Origin of the sequence: Roseovarius salincola, assembly GCF_026891095.1 — a bacterium.
GTDB lineage: Bacteria > Pseudomonadota > Alphaproteobacteria > Rhodobacterales > Rhodobacteraceae > Roseovarius > Roseovarius salincola.
On record NZ_JAPTNL010000006.1, the window covers coordinates 58,471 to 78,182 of the forward strand.

General features: G+C 59.7%; 13 protein-coding genes and 2 pseudogenes. 7 read left to right on the forward strand and 8 right to left on the reverse strand.

The genetic code is table 11. From position 1 onward, the window contains the following. Positions 1-202: 202 nt before the first annotated feature. From N5A93_RS08915 to N5A93_RS08930, 4 genes are all read right to left on the reverse strand, one after another. Entirely contained in the window at positions 203-2,047 is a 1,845-nt protein-coding gene (locus N5A93_RS08915; RefSeq protein WP_268954736.1) for an SLC13 family permease, read from the reverse strand. Between the two features lie 435 nt (positions 2,048-2,482). Next, positions 2,483-3,502 carry an IS110 family RNA-guided transposase gene (locus N5A93_RS08920; protein WP_268954735.1) on the reverse strand — a complete coding sequence of 340 codons (1,020 nt, stop codon included), beginning with the start codon at positions 3,500-3,502 and terminating at the stop codon, positions 2,483-2,485. Between the two features lie 147 nt (positions 3,503-3,649). Further along, positions 3,650-7,099 (reverse strand): phospholipase D-like domain-containing protein, encoded by a 3,450-nt coding sequence (locus tag N5A93_RS08925; RefSeq protein ID WP_268954737.1) that lies wholly within the window; start codon positions 7,097-7,099, stop codon positions 3,650-3,652. Between the two features lie 57 nt (positions 7,100-7,156). After that, complete coding sequence (locus tag N5A93_RS08930; RefSeq protein WP_268954738.1) at positions 7,157-10,006, reverse strand: DUF3427 domain-containing protein; 2,850 nt, start codon at positions 10,004-10,006, stop codon at positions 7,157-7,159. Between the two features lie 453 nt (positions 10,007-10,459). On the opposite strand from N5A93_RS08930, the pseudogene N5A93_RS19545 reads away from it, so the two are divergent. Together N5A93_RS19545 and N5A93_RS08935 are read left to right on the forward strand one after the other, a co-directional pair. After that, positions 10,460-10,639 (forward strand): annotated as a pseudogene (locus tag N5A93_RS19545) (Arm DNA-binding domain-containing protein); the annotation flags it as partial. Next, entirely contained in the window at positions 10,625-11,062 is a 438-nt protein-coding gene (locus N5A93_RS08935) for a tyrosine-type recombinase/integrase (RefSeq protein WP_440590574.1), read from the forward strand. The pseudogene N5A93_RS19545 and the gene N5A93_RS08935, both read left to right, overlap by 15 nt. 36 nt (positions 11,063-11,098) lie before the next feature. On the opposite strand, the pseudogene N5A93_RS08940 reads toward N5A93_RS08935, so the two are convergent. After that, positions 11,099-11,500: pseudogene (locus tag N5A93_RS08940) on the reverse strand (DDE-type integrase/transposase/recombinase); the annotation flags it as partial. 5 nt (positions 11,501-11,505) lie between these two features. On the opposite strand from N5A93_RS08940, the gene N5A93_RS08945 reads away from it, so the two are divergent. Both N5A93_RS08945 and N5A93_RS08950 read left to right on the forward strand, forming a co-directional pair. Next, positions 11,506-12,339 (forward strand): Tc toxin subunit A-related protein, encoded by an 834-nt coding sequence (locus tag N5A93_RS08945; protein ID WP_372920837.1) that lies wholly within the window; start codon positions 11,506-11,508, stop codon positions 12,337-12,339. Next, positions 12,336-12,701 carry a nucleotidyltransferase domain-containing protein gene (locus tag N5A93_RS08950; protein WP_268954741.1) on the forward strand — a complete coding sequence of 122 codons (366 nt, stop codon included), beginning with the start codon at positions 12,336-12,338 and terminating at the stop codon, positions 12,699-12,701. Before N5A93_RS08945 ends, N5A93_RS08950 begins: the two co-directional genes overlap by 4 nt. Positions 12,702-12,857: 156 nt before the next feature. Here the strand turns inward: N5A93_RS08950 and N5A93_RS08955 are convergent, their stop codons facing one another. Further along, positions 12,858-13,796 (reverse strand): dimethylarginine dimethylaminohydrolase family protein, encoded by a 939-nt coding sequence (locus N5A93_RS08955; protein ID WP_268954742.1) that lies wholly within the window; start codon positions 13,794-13,796, stop codon positions 12,858-12,860. Between the two features lie 110 nt (positions 13,797-13,906). Here N5A93_RS08955 and N5A93_RS08960 point away from each other — a divergent pair, with 110 nt between their 5' ends. Continuing rightward, the gene (locus N5A93_RS08960) at positions 13,907-14,818 is read left to right on the forward strand and encodes a LysR substrate-binding domain-containing protein (RefSeq protein WP_268954743.1); all 912 of its coding nucleotides are present in this window, start codon (positions 13,907-13,909) and stop codon (positions 14,816-14,818) included. Positions 14,819-14,846: 28 nt separating this feature from the next. On the opposite strand, the gene N5A93_RS08965 is transcribed toward N5A93_RS08960, so the two are convergent. Continuing rightward, positions 14,847-16,481, reverse strand: a complete 1,635-nt coding sequence (locus N5A93_RS08965) for an amidohydrolase (RefSeq protein WP_268954744.1) — start codon at positions 16,479-16,481, stop codon at positions 14,847-14,849. Positions 16,482-16,552: 71 nt separating this feature from the next. Then, a complete protein-coding gene (locus tag N5A93_RS08970; protein WP_268954745.1) occupies positions 16,553-17,440 on the reverse strand; it encodes a LysR substrate-binding domain-containing protein in 888 nt (295 codons plus the stop codon). 166 nt (positions 17,441-17,606) lie between these two features. On the opposite strand from N5A93_RS08970, the gene N5A93_RS08975 reads away from it, so the two are divergent. Both N5A93_RS08975 and N5A93_RS08980 read left to right on the forward strand, forming a co-directional pair. Beyond that, complete coding sequence (locus N5A93_RS08975) at positions 17,607-18,626, forward strand: dimethylarginine dimethylaminohydrolase family protein (RefSeq protein WP_268954746.1); 1,020 nt, start codon at positions 17,607-17,609, stop codon at positions 18,624-18,626. 63 nt (positions 18,627-18,689) lie between these two features. Continuing rightward, complete coding sequence (locus N5A93_RS08980; RefSeq protein WP_268954747.1) at positions 18,690-19,712, forward strand: ABC transporter substrate-binding protein; 1,023 nt, start codon at positions 18,690-18,692, stop codon at positions 19,710-19,712.

The window sequence follows — 19,712 nt, forward strand, 5'->3', positions numbered from 1 at the left end:
TCGTTCCGGTAATCTCCCCATTTCTCATGGGGAGATTACCTTCCGATCATGGCAATCGTAGAAAGGATGGATGCTGCACTGCCCACGAGGACGTCTGTGAGTCCAAGCACAGCGGTCGAATGGGGGCGATTACACGTGAGAGACCACACCGGTTTCTCGGTGGTGCCTCCGATGCATTCGGCACCTCTGATTGCTCGAAATGTCACAAAGGCCAGACAAGCAGCAGCAACGGCACGCTGACGACAACCACAATCACCTCCAACGGCAGGCCGAGCTTCCAGTAATCTCCAAAACGGAACCCGCCCGGACCCAGGATCAGGGTGTTATTCTGATGGCCGATTGGCGTGAGAAAGGCACAGGAAGCCCCGATAGCAACAGCCATCAGGAAACTGTCAGGGTTGACGCCCAATGTAGAGGAGATGCCAAGCGCGATCGGGCACAGAACCGCTGCCGTGGCGGCATTGTTCATAACGTCCGACAGGAACATTGTCGTGACCAGAACCACGACGAGCGCCGCGACCGCATTGCCTTGAGCAACGGTATCGACCAGAAACCGCGCCAGCATTTCGGCGGCACCGGTGCTTTGCATCGCGCCAGCGACCGGGATCAGCGCCGCCAGCAAGACGATCACCGGCCAATCGATGGACGTATAGACCTGTCGCAGCGGCACCGTGCGTAACACCATCGACACCAGAACGCCAAGCGCAAACGCTGCAGCCGCCGGAAGTAGACCAAGTGTCACCAGAGCGATCGCGCCGAGCATGATCGCGGCGGCGACAATGGCCATACGCTTGTCGGGAATACGCAATTCGCGCGCGCCCAGGGGCACACAGCCTGTGTCATTGATGAACTCGGTCACAGCATCCACAGGGCCCTGAACGAGAAGCAGGTCGCCAGAGCTCAATTTTATTTTTCTCAATCCCGATCGGGGCGGATGCCCTTCCCGCGACACGGCCAGCAAATTCAGGCCATAGCGCGCGCGCAGATGCATCTCCTGGGCCGAACGCCCGACGATGCTTGACCCCGGAAGCACCGCCAGTTCACGAAGCACGATATCGCTCTTGGTCTTTTGCTCGGTGTCCTCCTCCCCATCGGCGGCAGCCTGTGTGTCGACTTGAGTATCATCAGCGCGAATGTCATCAAATTCATCGGGCGCAACGATGGATTGTTCGAGCTTTATGTCGAAAACGGAAAGCGCCTCTGCCAGTGCATCCACATCCGCCTCGAGCACAAGGACATCCTCCGCGCGGATACGTCGTCCCCCGTGTGGTGCGGTAAGGCGAACGTCGTTGCGAACAAGACCGACGATCTGCACATCGCTGTTTTCGATCTCGCGCTCGAAGGCGCGCAGGGTCAGTCCAACAGCCTTGCTGGATTCAGGAACACGCAGTTCCGTGAAATAGGCACCCGTATCAAAACCATCTGCCATGGCCGACTTGCGTACCGGCACCAGCGTCCACCCGATCACGGCCACGAAAAGCACCCCGACAACAGCGACAGCCGCACCGACAGGCGCAAAATCGAAGATCGCAAAATGGCCAAGCCCCGCCTCGGCCCGAAAGCCTGAGACAATCAGGTTGGGCGGGGTGCCGATCAGTGTTGTCATTCCCCCCAGAATGGTGCCAAACGCTAGTGGCATCAGCACTTGTCCCGGCGTTAGGTCCAATCGGTCCGACAGTTGCACCGCGATTGGCATCAACAGCGCCATAGCGCCGACATTGTTCATGAACCCTGATAATAAGGCACCCAACCCCATCAGCGCGACCATGCTTGTCACCCGTCCGGCATCACGCGGTAAGACACTGCGCGCGAGCCAGTCAACGGCACCGGTATTCTGCAAGCCTTGGCTAAGGATGAGAACGCAAGCCACGGTGATGACCGCCGGATGACCGAACCCCAGAAAGGCATCAGCTGCTGGAAGCAGACCCGCAATTACGCATGCCATAAGTGCTGCCAAAGCCACGACATCGTGTCGAAACCGCCCCCAAAGGAACAGCCCCATCGTCACGACCAGAATACAGAAAATCAAAAGCTGGTCGGTGGTCATCACTATCCATCCTGTGAATTAGAGCGTGTTGCGCTTTTCAGACACGCTATACATTATTTGATTTAATGAGCGAATGACCCATTCATCTCTGGGATCATCAATCCCCTGAAATTGCTGCACGACGCACGAACGGCCGGTTCAGAGAATGCTACGCTGCGGCAAGCAGCCGACGATGAACGGCATCTGTGGGTGGCTCCTGCATTGCAAGCGTTTTCTGGCGATTTTCTGCGGATATTTTCGTCAGTACTGTCGTCTGTCCGGCCTGTTTGTGTGGCGGCATTGTCGCCACTGGCCCTGATGAATTCCGCAAGCGAGGTTCCAATCGGCTTATCGACCTCAGAGGGCCGCTGACCTTCCCGGAGTGTCCTTGCTCTTGGTTGACTTATTTCCGCATCATCACGTCAACGTCTTGCATCTCGTGGGCAGCTGGTGCGATCAGAACGCAGGCTGCCGATATTCCTGTTTCTTTGTGAGCATCGCCCAGATGCTCCTTGCTGCTTTGTTGGCCATCGCGGTTGTTGCCAAGCGGAACGGTTTGTCTGCGATGATCTTCGCGGTCCACAGATCCACCTTCTCAGGCGAACGCTTCGCCATCACAGCGCGAGACGTCATGCCCACGACCAGCAGCTTGCGGATGTAGCGATCACCCTGCTTCGTGATCTTGCCCAGACGTTCCTTGCCGCCGCTGGATTTGTTGAGCGGGGTCAGTCCGAGCCAAGCCGCCAGATCGCGCCCGGTCCGGAACTGTTGTGCATCGCCGATCGTCGCGACTATCGCCGAGGCTGTGATTGGGCCAATTCCCGGCATGCGCATCAATCTGCGTGCGTCGGCATTCAGCAGGGCATGTTGTTCGATCATCTTGGAATAGCCGTCGATGCGCTCGTTCAAGCCGATGAACTGATAGCACTGGATACCGAGCATGCCGTTGGCGATCTCCGGCATGTCGGGGTGATCTCCATCCAGATGGCGCTTTGCAAAAGCCGTTACCGCTTCGATCCCAATGGGCAAGATATGCCCAAACTCGCGTAACAAGCTGCGGATCATGTTGGCCATCTGCGTGCGTTGCCTGACGGCCAGATCGCGCGTCCGATGGATTGAAAGAATAGCCTGCTGTTCCTCTGCCTTGATCTCGACAAAGCGCATGGTTGGGCGCCGAACCGCTTCACAGATTGCCTCGGCGTCAACAGCGTCGCTCTTCCCGCGCTTCACGTAAGGTTTGACGTAGCCAGCGGGCATGAGCTTCACGTCGTGCCCCAATTTGCGTAGCTGGCGGCCCCAGTGATGGGACGACCCGCAGGCTTCCATCCCGACCCGGCAGGGCGGAAGCGTTTCAAAGAAGGCGAGCAGCTTCGCGCGTTTGATGGCTTTATTGAAGATCACACGGCCGTTCTCTGAAATGCCGTGCACTTGAAAAACGTCCTTGGCCAAATCCAGGCCGACGGTCTTTACTGTCATTGGGTGCTCCTTTCCCTGCAGTCAATGATAACTGCACTTTGGCACATTCGATGCCGGTGGAGCAGGAGCCACCCACCTCATCCGCTTCGGGCCGAGAGCGTCAACTCCGCAAAGCCAATCGTGGCAGAGCTCGGAAGAGGTTTCGGCCTACTGTCTGGCTTCGAAGATGACGGCCACCCGGCTGAGAACGTCGATCTGTTGCCCCTCCGACATTGTCGTGCAGCGAACAAACAGGTCCTGCATCCTTTCACTTACAGCTGAGCGCACTTCGTCTGCTTGCTCTTGAAAGGCTAGGTAGATCGCATCGATCCCTAGATAGTCGGGGATTTCACCTCCAGACGCACTCCTTTGACTAACCGTCTCCTTCGCCTCGATCCAGAAGACATCGAGTTCGTGTGCCCAGGCTTCTGCCAGCTTTTCCAGGGTCGGCAGGGTTAAGGAACCAAAGAGCGCTGCACCAGCGTCACCGGTGTCGCGTCCAGATAGAAAACTTGCGAGGGACGCAAGAAGTGAAACGGTTCGAGCTGGCCGAACATCCCAGTGGGTCAGATGCGCAAGGGTGCTGCCGAGCCGGCTAAACGTGGCGGATATCGCGTTTAGTTCTGGGCGGTGGCTTTGCATGCCTAGGCGCCGCGTTTCGGCATAGGCGGCGGAAAGGAGCCTAGCTGCTTCAACCTGGTCTCCAATGATCTCTGCGCGCCCATCGACATCTCGAACGGCAATCAAGCGAGGCGGTAGGACCGTAGGGTCTTGGGGGCTGCCTGTACGACCGCCCAAGAGGAGGATGGTGACTGGTTCAACTGAGGACAGAAGGCAGAGTTCGGCTCCCCAGAGACCGCGAGGTTTTGCGTTCGAGACCCGGTCCAGAACGTCAGCTGGCAATACACGCCGCAGAGCTTCCAACTGATCGAAGTAGTTGTTGGAACGGAGGATGCGCGGTTTCTTGACCTGTTCGAGAACAAGATCGGTCAGATCACCGGCAGAAAACTCAACCAGCTCTGATGGTAGGTCTTCCGCGCCAACACCCGACAGGAGCGCGATGCTAGCGACACGAGCGCGCGCCTTGTGATCTGATGACAGAACCAGCCCGGGAAGGTCGAAGGTGTAGTAGTGGATGCGGGAATTGGGACTGTCGATCCGGTCGATCCGGCCCAACCCCTGAATGAGGCTCTTGACGTCAGACGTGACGCCAATGATCCCAAGCGCAGAGGCGATTTGGAGGTTGATCCCTTCCGCCATCTGGAATGTGAGGAACATGGCCCGTGGCTTTAACGGGTCGACATGCTTCCCATCGATGCCGAAATACTCCTGCGCATCTGCTCCGGATCGGATGTGATGCAGCTTCTTACCGGTCTTGATCCGTGCACCAGGTGCGACCACGAAGACCTCGGGTCCTCTTCCGCGATGCCCAGCAAGAAGCCTGGCATAGACCTCGAGCACGCCGACCCGCTCAGCAAGGAAGATGGCATGGCCATGCTTTCGAAGGATGCCTCGCATGACGTCGGCCCGGGCTTCATCAATGCTGTCGAGGCTGGAATGATTCAGAAGCCTGCTGATCCGGTCACAAATCGGCGTTTCGCTGTCCTCAGCTTCGGCATCGACTTCTTCGGTTAACGCGCCATCCGGAATGGCAATACCGCGGGCGTTCTGTTTCTCGGCGCGTCTTAGGTTTTCTCCGATTGATGCCCGCCCTCGTTGATCGGCTTCGCTGTCGCGCTCGCGGGCCCATTCTTCGCGCGCAAAGGTTATCGACGCACGTAGCAGTGCAAGAAAGTTCCGAATGTGGATACGCGATTTGTCATGGAATTTGATTTCTGTGTGGGCGGCGCGTTGGGGATCAGCAGACACAAGGGTCACCCCAGTCGTAATGCATTCCGCCAATGCCTTGATCCGCTCAATAATTTGGCGCTGCTGATCACTCAGCGCCGTATCCTCTCGGTGGCTTCGGATCGTTGGGTAAACGAAAGCGCCGGACTTTCGATCCGCACTCTCCCCAATGCAATCCCGTTGGCGCCGCACGACGTATGGCGCCAGGGCGTCGGCCAATCCTTCCTGAAGCGCACTGATTTGCAGCCCGCCGGTCTCTAGCTGGCGTTCGACTTTGTTGACTTCGACCTGTAGAGCTTCCGCGCTGTCGAACAGATCGTCCTGTACGCTTTGATCTTCGATCCGGCGGTTCATCTGGTCGAGGTGGCGCACGAGTTCGCCACGCTTTCGAACCTTCGCCATATGTTGGTTGATCTGTTCCGTGATGGCAGGAGGGACATAGATCGAGGCGCGCTTCTCATGGAATGCAAGCAAGCCATCCAGACCTTGGTTTCCCATGAGCGTTGCCGACAAACAGGAAGTCCAGATGGCTGGGCTGCGCTCGAAGACAAGCGAACGCGCGGACGGTGCAAGATATCTGGAGCTCAACCTGTGGCTTTCATCAACGATCATTGATGCGGACGAACGGACCGCCCGATTGATTTCTTCGAGTTCTGCAGTCTCCTCCTTACCTCGCCGCGACAGGTGACTGTGCTTGATGGGTTTGAAGTTCGCAGGCGCATTTGTTGTCCAGTTCTTTAGAACACTGGCAGGTATCAGGGCGAGTGAGCCAAGCCGTTGTTGATCGGCGCGCTCTCCCCAGGAAAAGACCGTCTGCCCATGGCTGACCGGTAGAACCGTCGCCAGGTGTTTTCCGATGTCGGTTTTCCCGGCACCGGTTGGCGCTTCGACAAAGGCAAAGCCGTGTTCATAGACCGTCCCTGCAGCCTCATAGACAAGATCGGCTTGGAAGGGTTGAGGCGGACGTCCGGCGCTGGTCTCGCCTGCGACACGCCAGGGGGTGAAGGTTGTGGCTTCGTGAACCGTTCTGGCCACTGCTTCTTCGGGTGAGACAAGGCGGATCAGCGCTCGCAGGATTTCCAGCGCTGTTTCAGTCCAATCGCGCCCCATGTCCCAATACTGCTCGGCGGCCGCGCGACGCGCAGTCGCAAGTTCGGGCCAGGCATCGGCGTCGTCCATGAATTCCAGATTGCGGCGCAAACCGTTGATAGAGAAATTGGCACTTCCCGAAAGTGCTTTGTCCCCACCTACAAAAAGCTTCGCGTGAAGCATTGGTGGACGGCGCCCTAGTTTTTCTTCTGCCAGATCGGGATCGAAAATGCGGAATCTGATAATTCCGCGCTCGATTGCGTCCATTGCAAGAACTGCGCGCAGATCGGCTAAATCAACAACCGAAAAGCCTCTTGCCCCAAGGAAATGCTGGCGCGCTTCATCGGCCACTGACCGGCCGACGCCACCCAAAACCTGTCGTGCTTCGGTGTTGGATCCAAAGGCGATGCGAATACTGCCCTCTGAGCGTTCTTCAAGGTTTTCGATTGTTTCGAGCAAGATGGTGAGCGAAGACAGGAAGTCCTGATAACCTGTTACAATCAGACAACTTGGTTGCTGTAGAATGGACTTGACCAAGCTACTGACAGAACGCGTTGCATTATCGCCCCAGGCCTCATGGCGAGACGAAGGAGGCCCTTCGGTCGTCCGCAAGTCACGGTCTGTGTCGCTGGCCCGCGCGAAAAAGCGTGAAATCAGTCCTTGCCGCTCCGTGTTTGCCATGTGCTGTTGTCTTCCTAAGCCCTCAGGGGCAACGCTAACTTGGTTTTGTCTAAGCCGTCAGTCTTGAATTGGAATTCCCAGCTCCGCCCAAAGCGCGCGCGGCGCTGGCGAAGCTAATTCCCACTGTACTTCAATTGGTTTCTCTCTTTCCCATCCGCCAAACCTGGGCTGTCCGCAATAGATGAACGGATTGACCTTGCCGTTTACCTTGTTCCCCCGTCGGATGAACAAATGTACCTCGTGGCCTTCCTCGCCGCTGATGACCCGGCCATGCTTGCTGTCCTGGCGCGTCTGGTTCTGGCTGAACCATTTCAGCCGTGACGGGCTGAGGAATGCATTTTCGTAGGTCAAGTCCTGAGTTGAGACATTGGCAAGAAGGATCATGATCTTCTTTTCGGGCAGCGCCTTCATCCCGGTGCGCCATAGGTTCTGCTGATACTCTTCGCCAAAGAACTCGGCGATGTCCGGCACGTAGTAGCGCTGCCAAAGCTCCAGAGCCTGCGGCTTGCCGGCAAAGGTCGCAGACGTCTCGGCGGCCTCGCGGACGATGGGCGTTTCCGCCAGGCGCCATTCGACCAACTCGCGCACAAGCGATTCCAACTCGCCGGAGGCGTCAGGGCGGGCCAGCCGAAAGCCGTCGCTGCCTTTGGCCAGGTGCGGGTTGAAGGCCAGCTCTGACGCGCCGTTGCTCGGTTGCCGCCCGGCTGCGACGTCGCGCAAGCCGGTCAAGGCGGATCCGGACAAACCCCTGGGCCGTTCCAACTCGCGTAAGAGACGACCGTGAGTAGCGAAAGGACGTTCAGCCAAGGGGTCGCCCATGTCCCGGACGAAGTCGAACCAGCCGCCATGGCCGGAAGCGCGAGGATCGAAGCCGTTGCGGAAGACTTCGACGGCCGTGGGCCGGATGCCGTTCCGGTCCCGGAAGTCGATGTAGAAGGCTTCGAGCTCCGCCGCGCCTTCTTTCGGGCGGAGAAGATTCCGCAGGATGTCGATGACCTCGAGCTCATAAGTGATCTCGCAGCCCTTCGGCATCTGGAACTCACCGACCTGAAGCGCCTCCAGCTTGGTCGAGATCGAGCGATCCCCTGCGCCGGCCTGCAGAAGGGTTGCGACTTTGGTGAGGAAGCTGCGGTGGTTGCCGATATAGTCGATCACCTGCAGCACCTTGCCTTCGACGCGGCGCAAGCCACGGCCAAGCTGCTGCAGCCAGATGATCGCGCTTTCGGTGGGGCGCAGCATTAGGACGGTGCCGATCTCGGGCACGTCCACGCCTTCGTTGAACATGTCGACTGCGAAGAGGATGTCGATCTCGCCGCGACCAAGCGCTGCCAGGGAACTTGCTCGAGGTGCGGAGCTTTGGCCCGAATGGACGGCGACAGCCTTTAGCCCGGCGGCGCGGAAATACTCCGCCATGTAATCGGCGTGACGCATGGAACAGCAAAAGCCGATCGCGGGGCCGCTTGCGCGTTTGCGGTATTGGTCCAGCGCGTTCAGCGCCCGCGCCTCGGTGGCCAGGGCTGCGTCTAGCGCGGTCGGATCGAACTGGCCGGAGCGCCAGGGGATCTGCGCGTAATCCACGTCATCCGGCACGCCGAAATAGTGAAAAGGCGACAGGTGTCCCGCGTCGATCCCGCGGAACAGGTCACATTCGTAGACGAGGTTTTCACCACACAGGCCGAGGAGGTCCGCGCCATCGGTCCGGTCGGGCGTCGCGGTCAGGCCCAACAGAAAACCGGGTGTGAAATGCTCGATCAGCTTCTGATAGGTGCGGGCGGCGGCGTGGTGGAATTCATCGACCACGATGTAGTCGAAATGGTCTCGGTCGAACTGGCGCAAGTGACCGATGCGGCCCAGTGTCTGGACCGAGGCGAAAAGGATTTCCGCGTCCGCTTCTTTCTCGGTGCCCGTGTAGCGGCCCAGCTTCGCTTCTGGGCGGACCTTGCGAAAGGCTGCCATCGCTTGGGTCAGGATTTCGTCGCGATGGGCAACGAAGAGGATGCGGCCCGCCTCGGCACGGATCGTGTCAAAGGCGGCGAGCCAGGTCTTGCCTAGCCCGGTGGCCAGCACGACAAGCCCGGCACGGTGGCCGTTCGATCGGCTCTGCGCGAGCGCTGCCAGCGCCTCCTGCTGGATCGTGTGCGGCTCTGGCGGCGGGCCTTCCTCGGCGACGACGCGGGCAGTGAACTCGGGCATCGGCCGCGCCCTGCGACGTTTCACATAGGCATCGATCCAGGCCGCCGTCAGGGGCTTCACCTCGGTGCGTGCCAGCAGGTCCTCAAAGGCCGCTCCGACGTTATCCGCGGCATCCTCGGAATGCAGGTTCCATTCCACGCCATCGGTGAGGGCCGATTGTGACAGGTTCGAACTACCGACAATCGCCGCCCCACGTGCATCGGCGGCGCGGAAAAGCCAAGCCTTCGGGTGAAAGCTGAGGCCTCCCGTTTCGAACACGAACAGCTCTGCACCCTCCAGGTCCAGCAGGCGCGCCAAGGCTGTCGGGTCGGTCGTGTCCAGATAGTCGCCCACCACGATCCTGAGCCGTCCGCCGCGCGCCAGCAGTTCACGGAACCAAGGCTCGAGCAGGGCCACGCCGCTATCCATGGCAAAGGCAATCGCAAGGTTGACGGATTGCGCGGTGTCCAGCCGTTCGGCGAGCAAGGGCAGGAGCGGATCGCGGCCGCCCGTTGTCAGACGCGCGCTACTTGCTTCCCGTAGGTGGAAATGGCCGTGATCGGATGCGGCAACGAAACCAGCCGTGCCGCGACCGAGTGCGGCGCCCACTTCGGCCAACATCGCCATCTGTTCCGGGCCGGTCAGGTCATCCCACGCCGGTACATGCCGAGGGGCGGGGATCAATCCGGCCTCACGGTGCATGCAGATCGGGCAGGTGAGGCGCGGGTCAGTCACACTCGTCCAAATCGTTCTTGTCTTCTCAAACCATTGGTAAAGATCGCCGCTGGCATGTCCAGGCGCTGGGGCGATGCGGCGCCGGCTCGATCTGTTATTTCCGGCCTTAATCGCCTTCGAAAAAAGTGGGACACAAATCCGAAAAAATCCAATAAACATGGTGAAGGAAAAAAGTCCCACCGACCCGCAACTTGTTATAATGAAAACAACAGGTTATGCCGCCCCCGGGCACCACTACAACTTCCGAGATAGTCCAGAAAAGTCCTAAAGGTCTGTTAAATCAGTAGTTTCGGCTATTGGTTGTCCAGCGTGTTCCGCGTTTGTCCGCCTCAAGCCAGGAAGATTGGGGGTAGAATATGGGGTGCCAAAATGCGATCAAATGGTATGCCTTTGACCGATATTGGCGTGAAAAAATTGAAGCCTTTCGAGCGTGCTTAGAAGAAAGCCGACTCGAACGGCTTGTTCATTTGGGTAAAACCAAACGGATCGAAGCACTGGCATTTCAAGTACCGCTTCTTGGGAAAAGAAAAGCTGATGTCCTACGGGCCGTATCCGCTGATCTCTTTGAAGGAAGCCCGGGATAAGCGCGACCGAGACAAGAAGCTGCTGCTTGAGGGCATCGACCCAGCATCCGTGAAGAAAGAACGCAAACTGGCCGCCGAGATTGCTCAGCGCGGCCAGTTCGAAGTGCTGGCCGAAGAGTTGCTGGATAAGAACAAGCGCGAAGGTAAGGCCGAGCAAACCATCAAGAAGAAGTCCTGGCTGCTCGACATGGCAAACGCAAAGCTGGGCAAGCGGCCTATCATGGAGATTACGCCCAGCGAGGTTCTGGCTGTTCTCAAGAAACAGGAGCAGGCTGGAAATCTGGAAACCGCCAGTCGCCTGCGCTCGACCATCGGCGAGGTCTTTCGCTACGCCATTGCAACGGGTGTCACTGTTAACGATCCGACGGTGGCCCTGAAAGGCGCGCTGGTTCGCAAGCGCGTAAAGTCCCGGTCGGCCATAACCGACAAGAAAAAACTCGGCAAGCTGTTGGTCGCCATAAACGAGTACTGAACCGCCCCGGTTTTCCCGGAGGCTGGTCACTCCGTTTCACGCGACTTTATCGAACTCGTTACGCTGTTCATAGAACTTCTCCTCGGCCTCTGCTGGCGGGATATTTCCGATCGGTTGCAGCAGGCGGCGATTGTTGAGCCAGTCGACCCATTTCAAGGTTTCCCACTCGACCGCATCTGCGGTTTTCCATGGCCCCAGCCGGTGGATAACTTCGGCCTTAAACAGACCTGTGATCGTCTCAGCCAGGGCGTTGTCATAGCTGTCGCCGACGCTGCCGACCGAAGGTTCGATCCCGGACTCGGCCAGGCGCTCGGTATAGCGGATCGATACGTATTGACTGCCTCGATCGCTGTGATGAATGAGATCGCCATCTGGCCGCCGCTCATAGAGCGCCTGTTCCAAAGCATCCAGCACGAACTGGGTTTGCGGCGAGCGTGACGCGCATCTCGCCGTCACTTGATGGCGGCTATGCACATGCCGAAGACGCCGATGGCAACTTTGCCGATGATCCGCGATTCATATCGGGGCTCGGCGGCATACAGGCGATTGCGACCTCGCACGGCCAAGGCGACAGCGGGTTGCACAGGCTCGATTTCCGCGATGAACGCTATCTCCCGTTCGAGGGCGCCGGGACGATCAGCCGCTGGCATATCCAGATGGATCAGCGGACCAACCGCTTCGATCTGGATACGATCACCGACTTCATCATTCATCTTGATTACACGGCGCGCAGTGGCGGAGATGTGCTGCGCGATTCAGCGATGAGCGAAGTTGTCGAGGCCAGTCCGAAGCAGGGGGTCGTCGGTTTGAGCGCCGCACAGGATTTCCCCGCTGAATGGCGCCGCTTGCTTGCGCCAGCGGACGCGGGCCAGAGGCTGTCTGTTGCGCTCGATAAGCGGTATCTTCCATGGGCCTACGCCGAGAAGGAGATCGCCATAACGTCGCTCACTCTGGTGCTTAACCTGAAGACTTCGCAAGACTATGAAGACTACGAGGCCGGGGCGGCACTGTCGGTGGATGTCACTCCGCCGACGGGCAGCGCCGCCGTCTTCCTGCTGGAGGGCGATACCAGCGTGAACTTGCGCCAGACCCGCATCGAAAGCTTCACACCAGCCAGATCACTCGGGGACTGGACCTTTGCCTTGTCCGAGGACGCGTTGGCCAGCGTCTCCGCCGATTTGACGATCAGCGAGGAGGAAGGCGACGTGAGCCACTTGCGCCTTGATCCAGACAAGATCGCCGATATGACCTTGCTCATCGGCTTCGAAGTCTCATGAGCGCGGTGGCGATGCCGCGAAGGCACGGAGCGCCGGACAGCGAACGCGCGGCGCTTCTGGCGACGCTGCCGCGCCCGATGCAACGGCTCATCGCGGCGCTGGCCAGCGGGGTCAACCCTCAGGCCATCGATATCTTCGGCAGTCGTGTCACGGGGCTCGCCAGGACGGGTAGCGACATCGACCTGATACTGGTCATCCCCGGCGCGAAGGTGGACATCGACACCCGAAAGGAGGCCGGGGCGATTACCTGCAACTCGCATGTCGGCGCCGATGTCCTGCTTGTGACCGAAGCGCAGTTCAAGGCGAGAACTGCGGCGCCATTGAGCTTTCTGGGGTCGATCAAGCCTAAACAGGTCTTCTGACGGCGCGCGCGGAGGGCGTCGGACACGCCGCGCGAGTCGCATTCGCTTCTGCCAGGTGTCAGCAACACCCGGTCTCGCCCGGCAAATGACGTTCGGGAAAACCAGATCGGCACAGTGACGGATTGGTCCTGCCATACTCTGGTTCATGATCGTGCATCAGCCTGTATCGCGACGAAGCGATTGGGCCATGCAGTGCAGCCCGCCACCCATCATCGTGAACATGTCCGCCTCCGGGTCATAGACCTTGAAGCCGTTGGCGCGCAGCCTCGCGATAAGGTCCTTGCTCGCGGCCGGCGCCAGGACGCGTTCATCACCCAGCGACATGACATTGCAGCCAAGCGCCATCGTGTCCTTGAACCCAACCGGAATCAGCTCGATCTTTCTGGACTTGAGCCAGTCGATCACATGCTCCGGCGTGGTCTCGATGCATACGGCGGCGCATTTAGGCGCGATCATGCAGACCATCAGGTCGATATGTACGTAATAGGGGTCGATATAGGCATAGTGCACGTCCCAGCCTTCCTGTTCGACCCATGCACCGATCTGCCTCGCGGAGACTTCTTCGCACCGCAGGCCCGTATAGCCGATCAGCACTGCGCCCGGTTCGACGATGTGGAAATCGCCACCCTCGAAATTGCCCGCGCTCACCATGTCGTAGATCGGGATCTCGGCCTCCAGATAGAAGCGCAGCGCGGCGGCGTATTCGCCGCGTCGGCGCGGGTTGGCCATCTGGGTGATGACCGCACCCCATGGTGTCATGAAGCTGGAATCGCGGGCATAGAGCCCGTATTTCAGATGATCATCGGCCGGCAGCGTGTGGATCGTGACGCCTGCCTCGCGGTAAGCGTCGCACATCTCGCGATATTGGCGCATCGCTGCCTGTTGGTCCCATGGGCGCTCCAGCACCGCGGTCTCGCGATAGATCGAACTGAAGGCGGCGTTGTCCATATGACCGAAGGTTTCGATGGGTCCAAGCAGCACATCACGCAATACGCCATATTCGGAATCGATCCCCCAGTTTTCCAGTGGCTTCGTTCCGCCGCCGGGTTTGCGTGCCTGAAGTGGAACCGTCTGCGGGGCTTTGTCCTTGGGCATGGGTGCTCGTCCTGTGCTGTGATCTCGAGTAGGGTAATAGTGGAGTATCTTTTGTTCTAACGAGTAAATCTGTTTGGATATATGATCTGAATTCATCTGTTGAGGCTTGCATGAAGATCGCAAACACTTGGGTGTCGCTGAATGCCTTGCAGACATTCGAAGTCGCCGCCCGCCATGAGCATATGGGCCGCGCCGCACAGGAGCTGAACGTGACCCAAAGCGCCGTGAGCCATCAGGTGCGCGCGTTGGAAAACGCGCTCGGCGTGGTGCTGTTCGAGCGTCGGGGCCGGGGGATCATGCTCAATGCCGCGGGCGAACGGCTGTTGCAGTCGATCCAGGCGGGCTTTGACGGGATATCCTCGACCGCGCTGTCGCTGTCGGCTGATGCGTTCTCGGGTCGATTGTCGATCGCCGTGCCGGTCTCGCTGATGGTCGAATGGCTGGTCCCCAAGCTTGCCGTGTTTCTCGGACGTTTTGCGAATCTTTCTTTGCGCTGCACCTATTCGGAGCGCAGGATGTCGGTTCTGCCGTCGGATGTGGATATGGCGATCGTGTTCTCTGCGCACGCCTTTCCCGGCTGCAAGGTGATACCTTTCATGCGCACACGCGTCTTTCCGGTATGCGCGCCGGAACTGGCGCGTGGACCGTTGCCTCTGGATCCCGACATCCTGCGCCGCTCTACCATCATTCATGAGGATGACGGGGATCTCTGGTCGCAATGGTTTGCCAGCCGTGGCATCGAACAGATCCGCCCCGCGCGTGAAATCCATGCCGGATCGCATCATGACGCGGTGGCTTTCGCCCGTCACAGAGCGGGTTTCGCCATGACCGATTGGTTCCTTGGCGGTGAGGCACTAAGAGCGGGCAAGCTGGTGCAGGCCTTCGGTCCGCGCGAGCTGGAAAACGAGAGCTATTATATCGTGACGCGCACGAACCTTGCGCCGGACAGCCCGGCACAGGCGTTGATCGACTGGCTGATGCGCGATGCCGAAATGGCGCGGATGACGGATGTGCCGCGCTGACACGGAGGGCACGCGGCGCAACCGCGCGTCAGCTTGGGTTGGCACGATCGAAGATGCGCTCGCCCCCGATATACGTCTGCGCGACCCGCGTCTCGGCCAGCAGCTCATGGGGCATTGCAAAGATGTCATCCTCGAGCACGGTGAAATCCGCCAGCCTGCCAACCGTCAACAGACCCTTGATATGCTCTTCCTTGCCCGCATAGGCGCCCAGCATCGTATAGGCCTGAAGCGCCTCAAAGACGGTGATCGCCTCGTCGGCGCAAAGGTCGGCGCCGCTTGGGGTGCGTCGGTTGACCAGCGCATGAATACCACGCATCGGGTTGGGATGGCACACCGGTGAATCCGAGTGACCGGGCGCGATGATGCCGGCATCGATCATGGTGCGGTGGGGCCACATGTAACGCATCGCGTCTGCGCCCCTGTTGCGTATATAGGCATCGCCCAGATCATAGGCGAACCCGGTGGCCGAAGAACAGATCACCTTGAGGCGCTGCAAACGCTTCAGGATCGACGGGGTCACATTGCAGCAATGCTCGACCCGCATTCTGTGATCCTCGACCGGATGATGGCGAAGCGCATGCTCATAGGCGTCGAGCACGAAATCTATGCCCCGATCACCGACACCGTCGGCCCCCACCAGAAGGCCCGCACGATGCGCGCGCAGCACCCGCTGGTTGAAATCACCCGCCTCATAAAGCAGCATCCCGCGATTGTCCTCGGGCTCGCCGATCACCTTCTTGCCCACATAGGGATCGTAATAGGCGGCGGTGCGCCCGCTGGTCGAACAGTCGGGGCACCATTCGACCCCGGTCAGGCGGACCCATTCGTCACCGAACCCGGTGCGCCAGCCCGATCGGATGATCGCGTCGATCAGCGCATCCTCGCGCCCGCTGGCCAGCAGGCCGACGCGCATCTTCAAAACCCCGGATTCGCGCATCCGCTGATAGGCCTCGATCCCCTGCGTCGAGGCCAGCGCATTGTGAACCGACGTGATGCCGTAGCTCGCGAAATCGGCGAAGACGCGCTGTAGCCCGGCGATGAAATCCTCGGTCGTGAACTCGCTCTGACACAGGTTGACGACCGCATGGGCGGCGGTTTCGCGCAGCAATCCGGTGGGCTCGCCGTTGTCGGGATGGCGGTCGATCCGCCCGAATGGCGGGTCAGGCGAATCGCTGTCGAACCCGACTTTCGCAAGCGCCCCGCTATTGGCGAAACCCAGGTGTGAATCGCGACGGTAAAGAAAGGCCGGTCGCCCGCCTGCGGCGGCGTCCAGCGCATCGCGGGCCGGATAGCCGCCAAGGCGCAGATCGTCATAGCCGAAACCCACGAACCAGGCGTCTTGCGGGGTGTCCCTGGTCTGCTGTGCGACCAGTTCCAGCAACTCCGACATCGTATCGGGGCCTTGCGAAAGATCGGTCCAGCGACCCAGCCGCGCGCCGTGCATATCGGGGTGGCAATGGCTGTCGATGAAGCCGGGCAGCACGGTGCGCCCCGCGCAATCGATGACCTGGGCATGGGGGGCGAGAGCACGGATATCGGCGGTGCTGCCGGTTGCCACGATCCAGCCGCGCGAAACCGCCATGGCCTCGATGAATTCGCCAGGCGCGTGCATCGTTGCAATGCGCCCGTTGATGACGATCGTGTCTACAGGTGTGATGTCCATCTGGTGGTGTTCCTTGATCAGTCTTTCCGGCCGGGAAACGGCCTTCCGGGGCAGTACAGGGGGTTCCGCGATCAGTCGCGGTCCTTGCGCTGGATCTCCATTGTCAGCCAGTCGATGAAGGCGCTCATCGCGCCGGTGAGCGGTTGATCCGAGGCGGTCAAAAGGTAATAGGCCAGACTTTGCCGTCGGATCATCGCGGGCAATGGCCGTATGAGTTGGCCTGTGGCCAGGTCGTTTTCCATGGTCAGGTCGTCCCCCATGGCAACGCCCAGCCCTGCGCGCACCGCGGTCATGCCGTGGGTGAAATCCTGAAATCGCAGGGTGCGCGTCACCTTCGAAGGGTCCTTGCCTTGCGATACGAAGAACTCGCGCCAATGCGCGCCGCCCGGCTCGTCGATCAGCGTGTGCTTGAACAGGTCATCGACACGGCGCACCGGGTTCGGGCCGTTCATCAGCCGTGGGCTGCAAACCGGGAAAACATCCAGCTGGCGCAGCATCCTGATATTGCGGTCAGGCCAGTCCGGACGCCCGTATCGGATCTCGATATCGGCCTCCTGGCCGTTCGGCTGCGTGGCCGAAAGTACCGTCAGCGAGATGTTGGGATATTGGTCAAGGAAAAGCGGCAACCGGGGAATAAGCCATGAATTCGTCAGGCCGGGCATGCACGAGACGATCATGTGCCCTTCGAATGTCTCGCTGCTGAGCGTGCGCAGCGCGGCGTCGATATCGTCGAATGCCTTGGTGAGATAGGGAATCAGGCGCCGCCCCTTCGAGGTGAGTTCGATCCCGCGCCCTGCGCGTCGGGTCAGTGTGATACCCAGTGTCTCTTCCAGTGCCTTGACCTGTTTGCTCACCGCGCCGTGCGTCACGTAAAGTTCCTCGGCGGCGTGGCTGAGATTGCCGCGCCTGCCGGTGGCCTCGAATGCGCGAAGCGCACTGAATGGAGGCAAACGGCGCATGACACCCGTGACTTTCGCCTGTTTTTTTGCCTTTCCACCGCCAGAGACAGGCTTTTTTGTTTGTGAGTTTTTTTCCATATAATCGGAAATTTCCTACTGTTGCCATAAATTTACTCACAGCCTAGCGTATTTTGAACGTCACACAAGTCTCCAGCGGAAAGTCATGATGTCCAAAGCGGCTCCAGTTCAGAAAGATAACGGTGTTTACAACGCCACGATCAAACTCTTCGGTTCGGAACCCGATCCCGCCTTCGAGCATCCCGACCGCATGGCGCGCATCTGGGGCCGTGAATGGGGCTGCGACACGGATGTCGGGACGCTGCGCACGGTGCTCATGCACCGGCCCGGCCCGGAATTCGACGTGATCGACCGCGACAAGTATCTGCCCCAGACCGGCGGCTATGGCGATCCCGATGCTGGATGGTACTGGCAGACCCGCGAGATACCCAAGCTCGAGGAACTGCAGGCCCAGCACGATGCGCTGACCGACCTGCTGCGCGCCCAAGGGGTCGAAGTGATCTATCTCGACGGTGTCGCAGACGGACGTTTCAAATCGGTGTATACGCGCGATTCATGTATTACTGTGCGCGGCGGCTGCATCGTGACCCGGCTCGCCCCGCGCATGCGTCAGGGCGAGGAATTGCCGGTCACGCGGGCCTTGGCGCAGGCGGGCGCACCGATCCTGCGCACGCTGCATGGCCGGGCGATGACCGAGGGCGGCAGCTTTGCCTGGCTCAACAGCCGTACCGCCGTGATCGGGCGCGGCATTCGCAACAATGATGAGGGAATTGCACAGATATCCGATGTGCTGGCCCATCTGGGGGTCGAGCTTCTGGTCATTGATCTGCGGGGCTATGACATTCATCTGGACGGACATTTTCTGATGATCGCACCCGATCTGGCACTAGTCTGGGCACCCGGTCTGCCGTTTACATTTCTGGAGAAGTTGAAGGAATTGGGTATCCGCGCGATCGAGATGACCCCGCATGACAATCGCTGGATCGTCAACGGGCTGGCGATCGCGCCGGGGCGGGTGATCATGCCCGAAGGTATAAGCGACGAAACACGCACCGCATTGGAAGGGCAGGGGGTCGAGATACTGACCGTGCCTTACGACCGCGTGCAAATGAATGGCGGCGGCATTCACTGTTCCACGTCGCCGCTGATCCGCGACAGTGTCGACTGATACTGTCCAATCCCCGAAACGGGACAAAAACAGGGAGTAATAAAAATGGTATTGAAACGTAGAATGATTCAGGCCACGGCGATTGCCGCGCTGCTGAGCGGCGGCGCGGCTCCGGTCTATGCGCAGGACTCGCTGACTGTCGCCTCCTGGGGCGGCGCCTATCAGGAAGCACAGCGCAAGGCATGGTTCGACGTGGTAGAGGAAGAGCTGGGCATCAAGATGATCGAGGACACGACTTCTGGCCCGGCGGATGTGCGGGTTCAGGTGGCCTCGGGCAGCCCCACATGGGATCTCGTGCAGCAAGGCAACTACAGCTGTGCCATCCTCGAGAAAGAGGGCAATGTCGAACCGCTTGATCCGGCGATCCTCGAAATTCCGGGCATTCCCGACAGCATGAAGAGCGACGGCTGGATCGGCAATCTCGTCTATGGGGCCGTGCTGGCCTATAGCGACGAGGCCTATCCCGATGAAAAGCCCGATTCCTGGGATGATTTCTGGGATACCGAAAAGTTCCCCGGCCCGCGCAGCATGCGCCGTCATCCGGTCTACAACCTCGAGGCGGCGTTGCTGGCCGATGGTGTCCCTGTCGAAGACCTTTACCCGCTCGACGTGGATCGCGCCATGAAGAAGCTCGAGGAGATCAAGGACGACGTGGCGGTCTGGTGGAGTTCGGGGGCACAATCCGCCCAAGTGCTTCAGGACGGTGAAGTGGATATGGCGATGGTCTGGAACGGCCGCGCGCAATCCATTGCCGATGAGGGCGCGCCCGTCAGCATCACCTTCGACCAGCAGATCGTGCTCAGCGATTGCTGGGTCGTTCCGAAAGGCGCCAAGAACAAAGACCTGGCGATGAAGGCGATCGAGATCATGAGCCGCCCCGAAGTTCAGGCGCGCATCGCGCTGTTCATCAACTATGGTCCCGCCAACGAGGATGCCTTCGATACGGGCGTGATCCCCGAGGATGTGGCCAAGGGCCTGCCCAGTCATCCCGACAATGCAGCCAAGGGTTTTGTCCTCAACTCCGAGTATTGGGCAGACAATCTGGACAAGCTCGTTCAGGATTTCGACTTCTTCATCCAGGAGTGA

Bases quoted from the DNA above. Each gene is read 5' to 3' on its own strand.
- N5A93_RS08915 (WP_268954736.1), bottom strand. From the start codon at position 2,047: ATGACCACCGACCAGCTTTTGATTTTCTGTATTCTGGTCGTGACGATG.
- N5A93_RS08920 (WP_268954735.1), bottom strand. From the start codon at position 3,502: ATGACAGTAAAGACCGTCGGCCTGGATTTGGCCAAGGACGTTTTTCAA.
- N5A93_RS08925 (WP_268954737.1), bottom strand. From the start codon at position 7,099: ATGGCAAACACGGAGCGGCAAGGACTGATTTCACGCTTTTTCGCGCGG.
- N5A93_RS08950 (WP_268954741.1), top strand. From the start codon at position 12,336: ATGAGCGCGGTGGCGATGCCGCGAAGGCACGGAGCGCCGGACAGCGAA.
- N5A93_RS08955 (WP_268954742.1), bottom strand. From the start codon at position 13,796: ATGCCCAAGGACAAAGCCCCGCAGACGGTTCCACTTCAGGCACGCAAA.
- N5A93_RS08960 (WP_268954743.1), top strand. From the start codon at position 13,907: ATGAAGATCGCAAACACTTGGGTGTCGCTGAATGCCTTGCAGACATTC.
- N5A93_RS08965 (WP_268954744.1), bottom strand. From the start codon at position 16,481: ATGGACATCACACCTGTAGACACGATCGTCATCAACGGGCGCATTGCA.
- N5A93_RS08970 (WP_268954745.1), bottom strand. From the start codon at position 17,440: ATGCGCCGTTTGCCTCCATTCAGTGCGCTTCGCGCATTCGAGGCCACC.
- N5A93_RS08975 (WP_268954746.1), top strand. From the start codon at position 17,607: ATGTCCAAAGCGGCTCCAGTTCAGAAAGATAACGGTGTTTACAACGCC.
- N5A93_RS08980 (WP_268954747.1), top strand. From the start codon at position 18,690: ATGATTCAGGCCACGGCGATTGCCGCGCTGCTGAGCGGCGGCGCGGCT.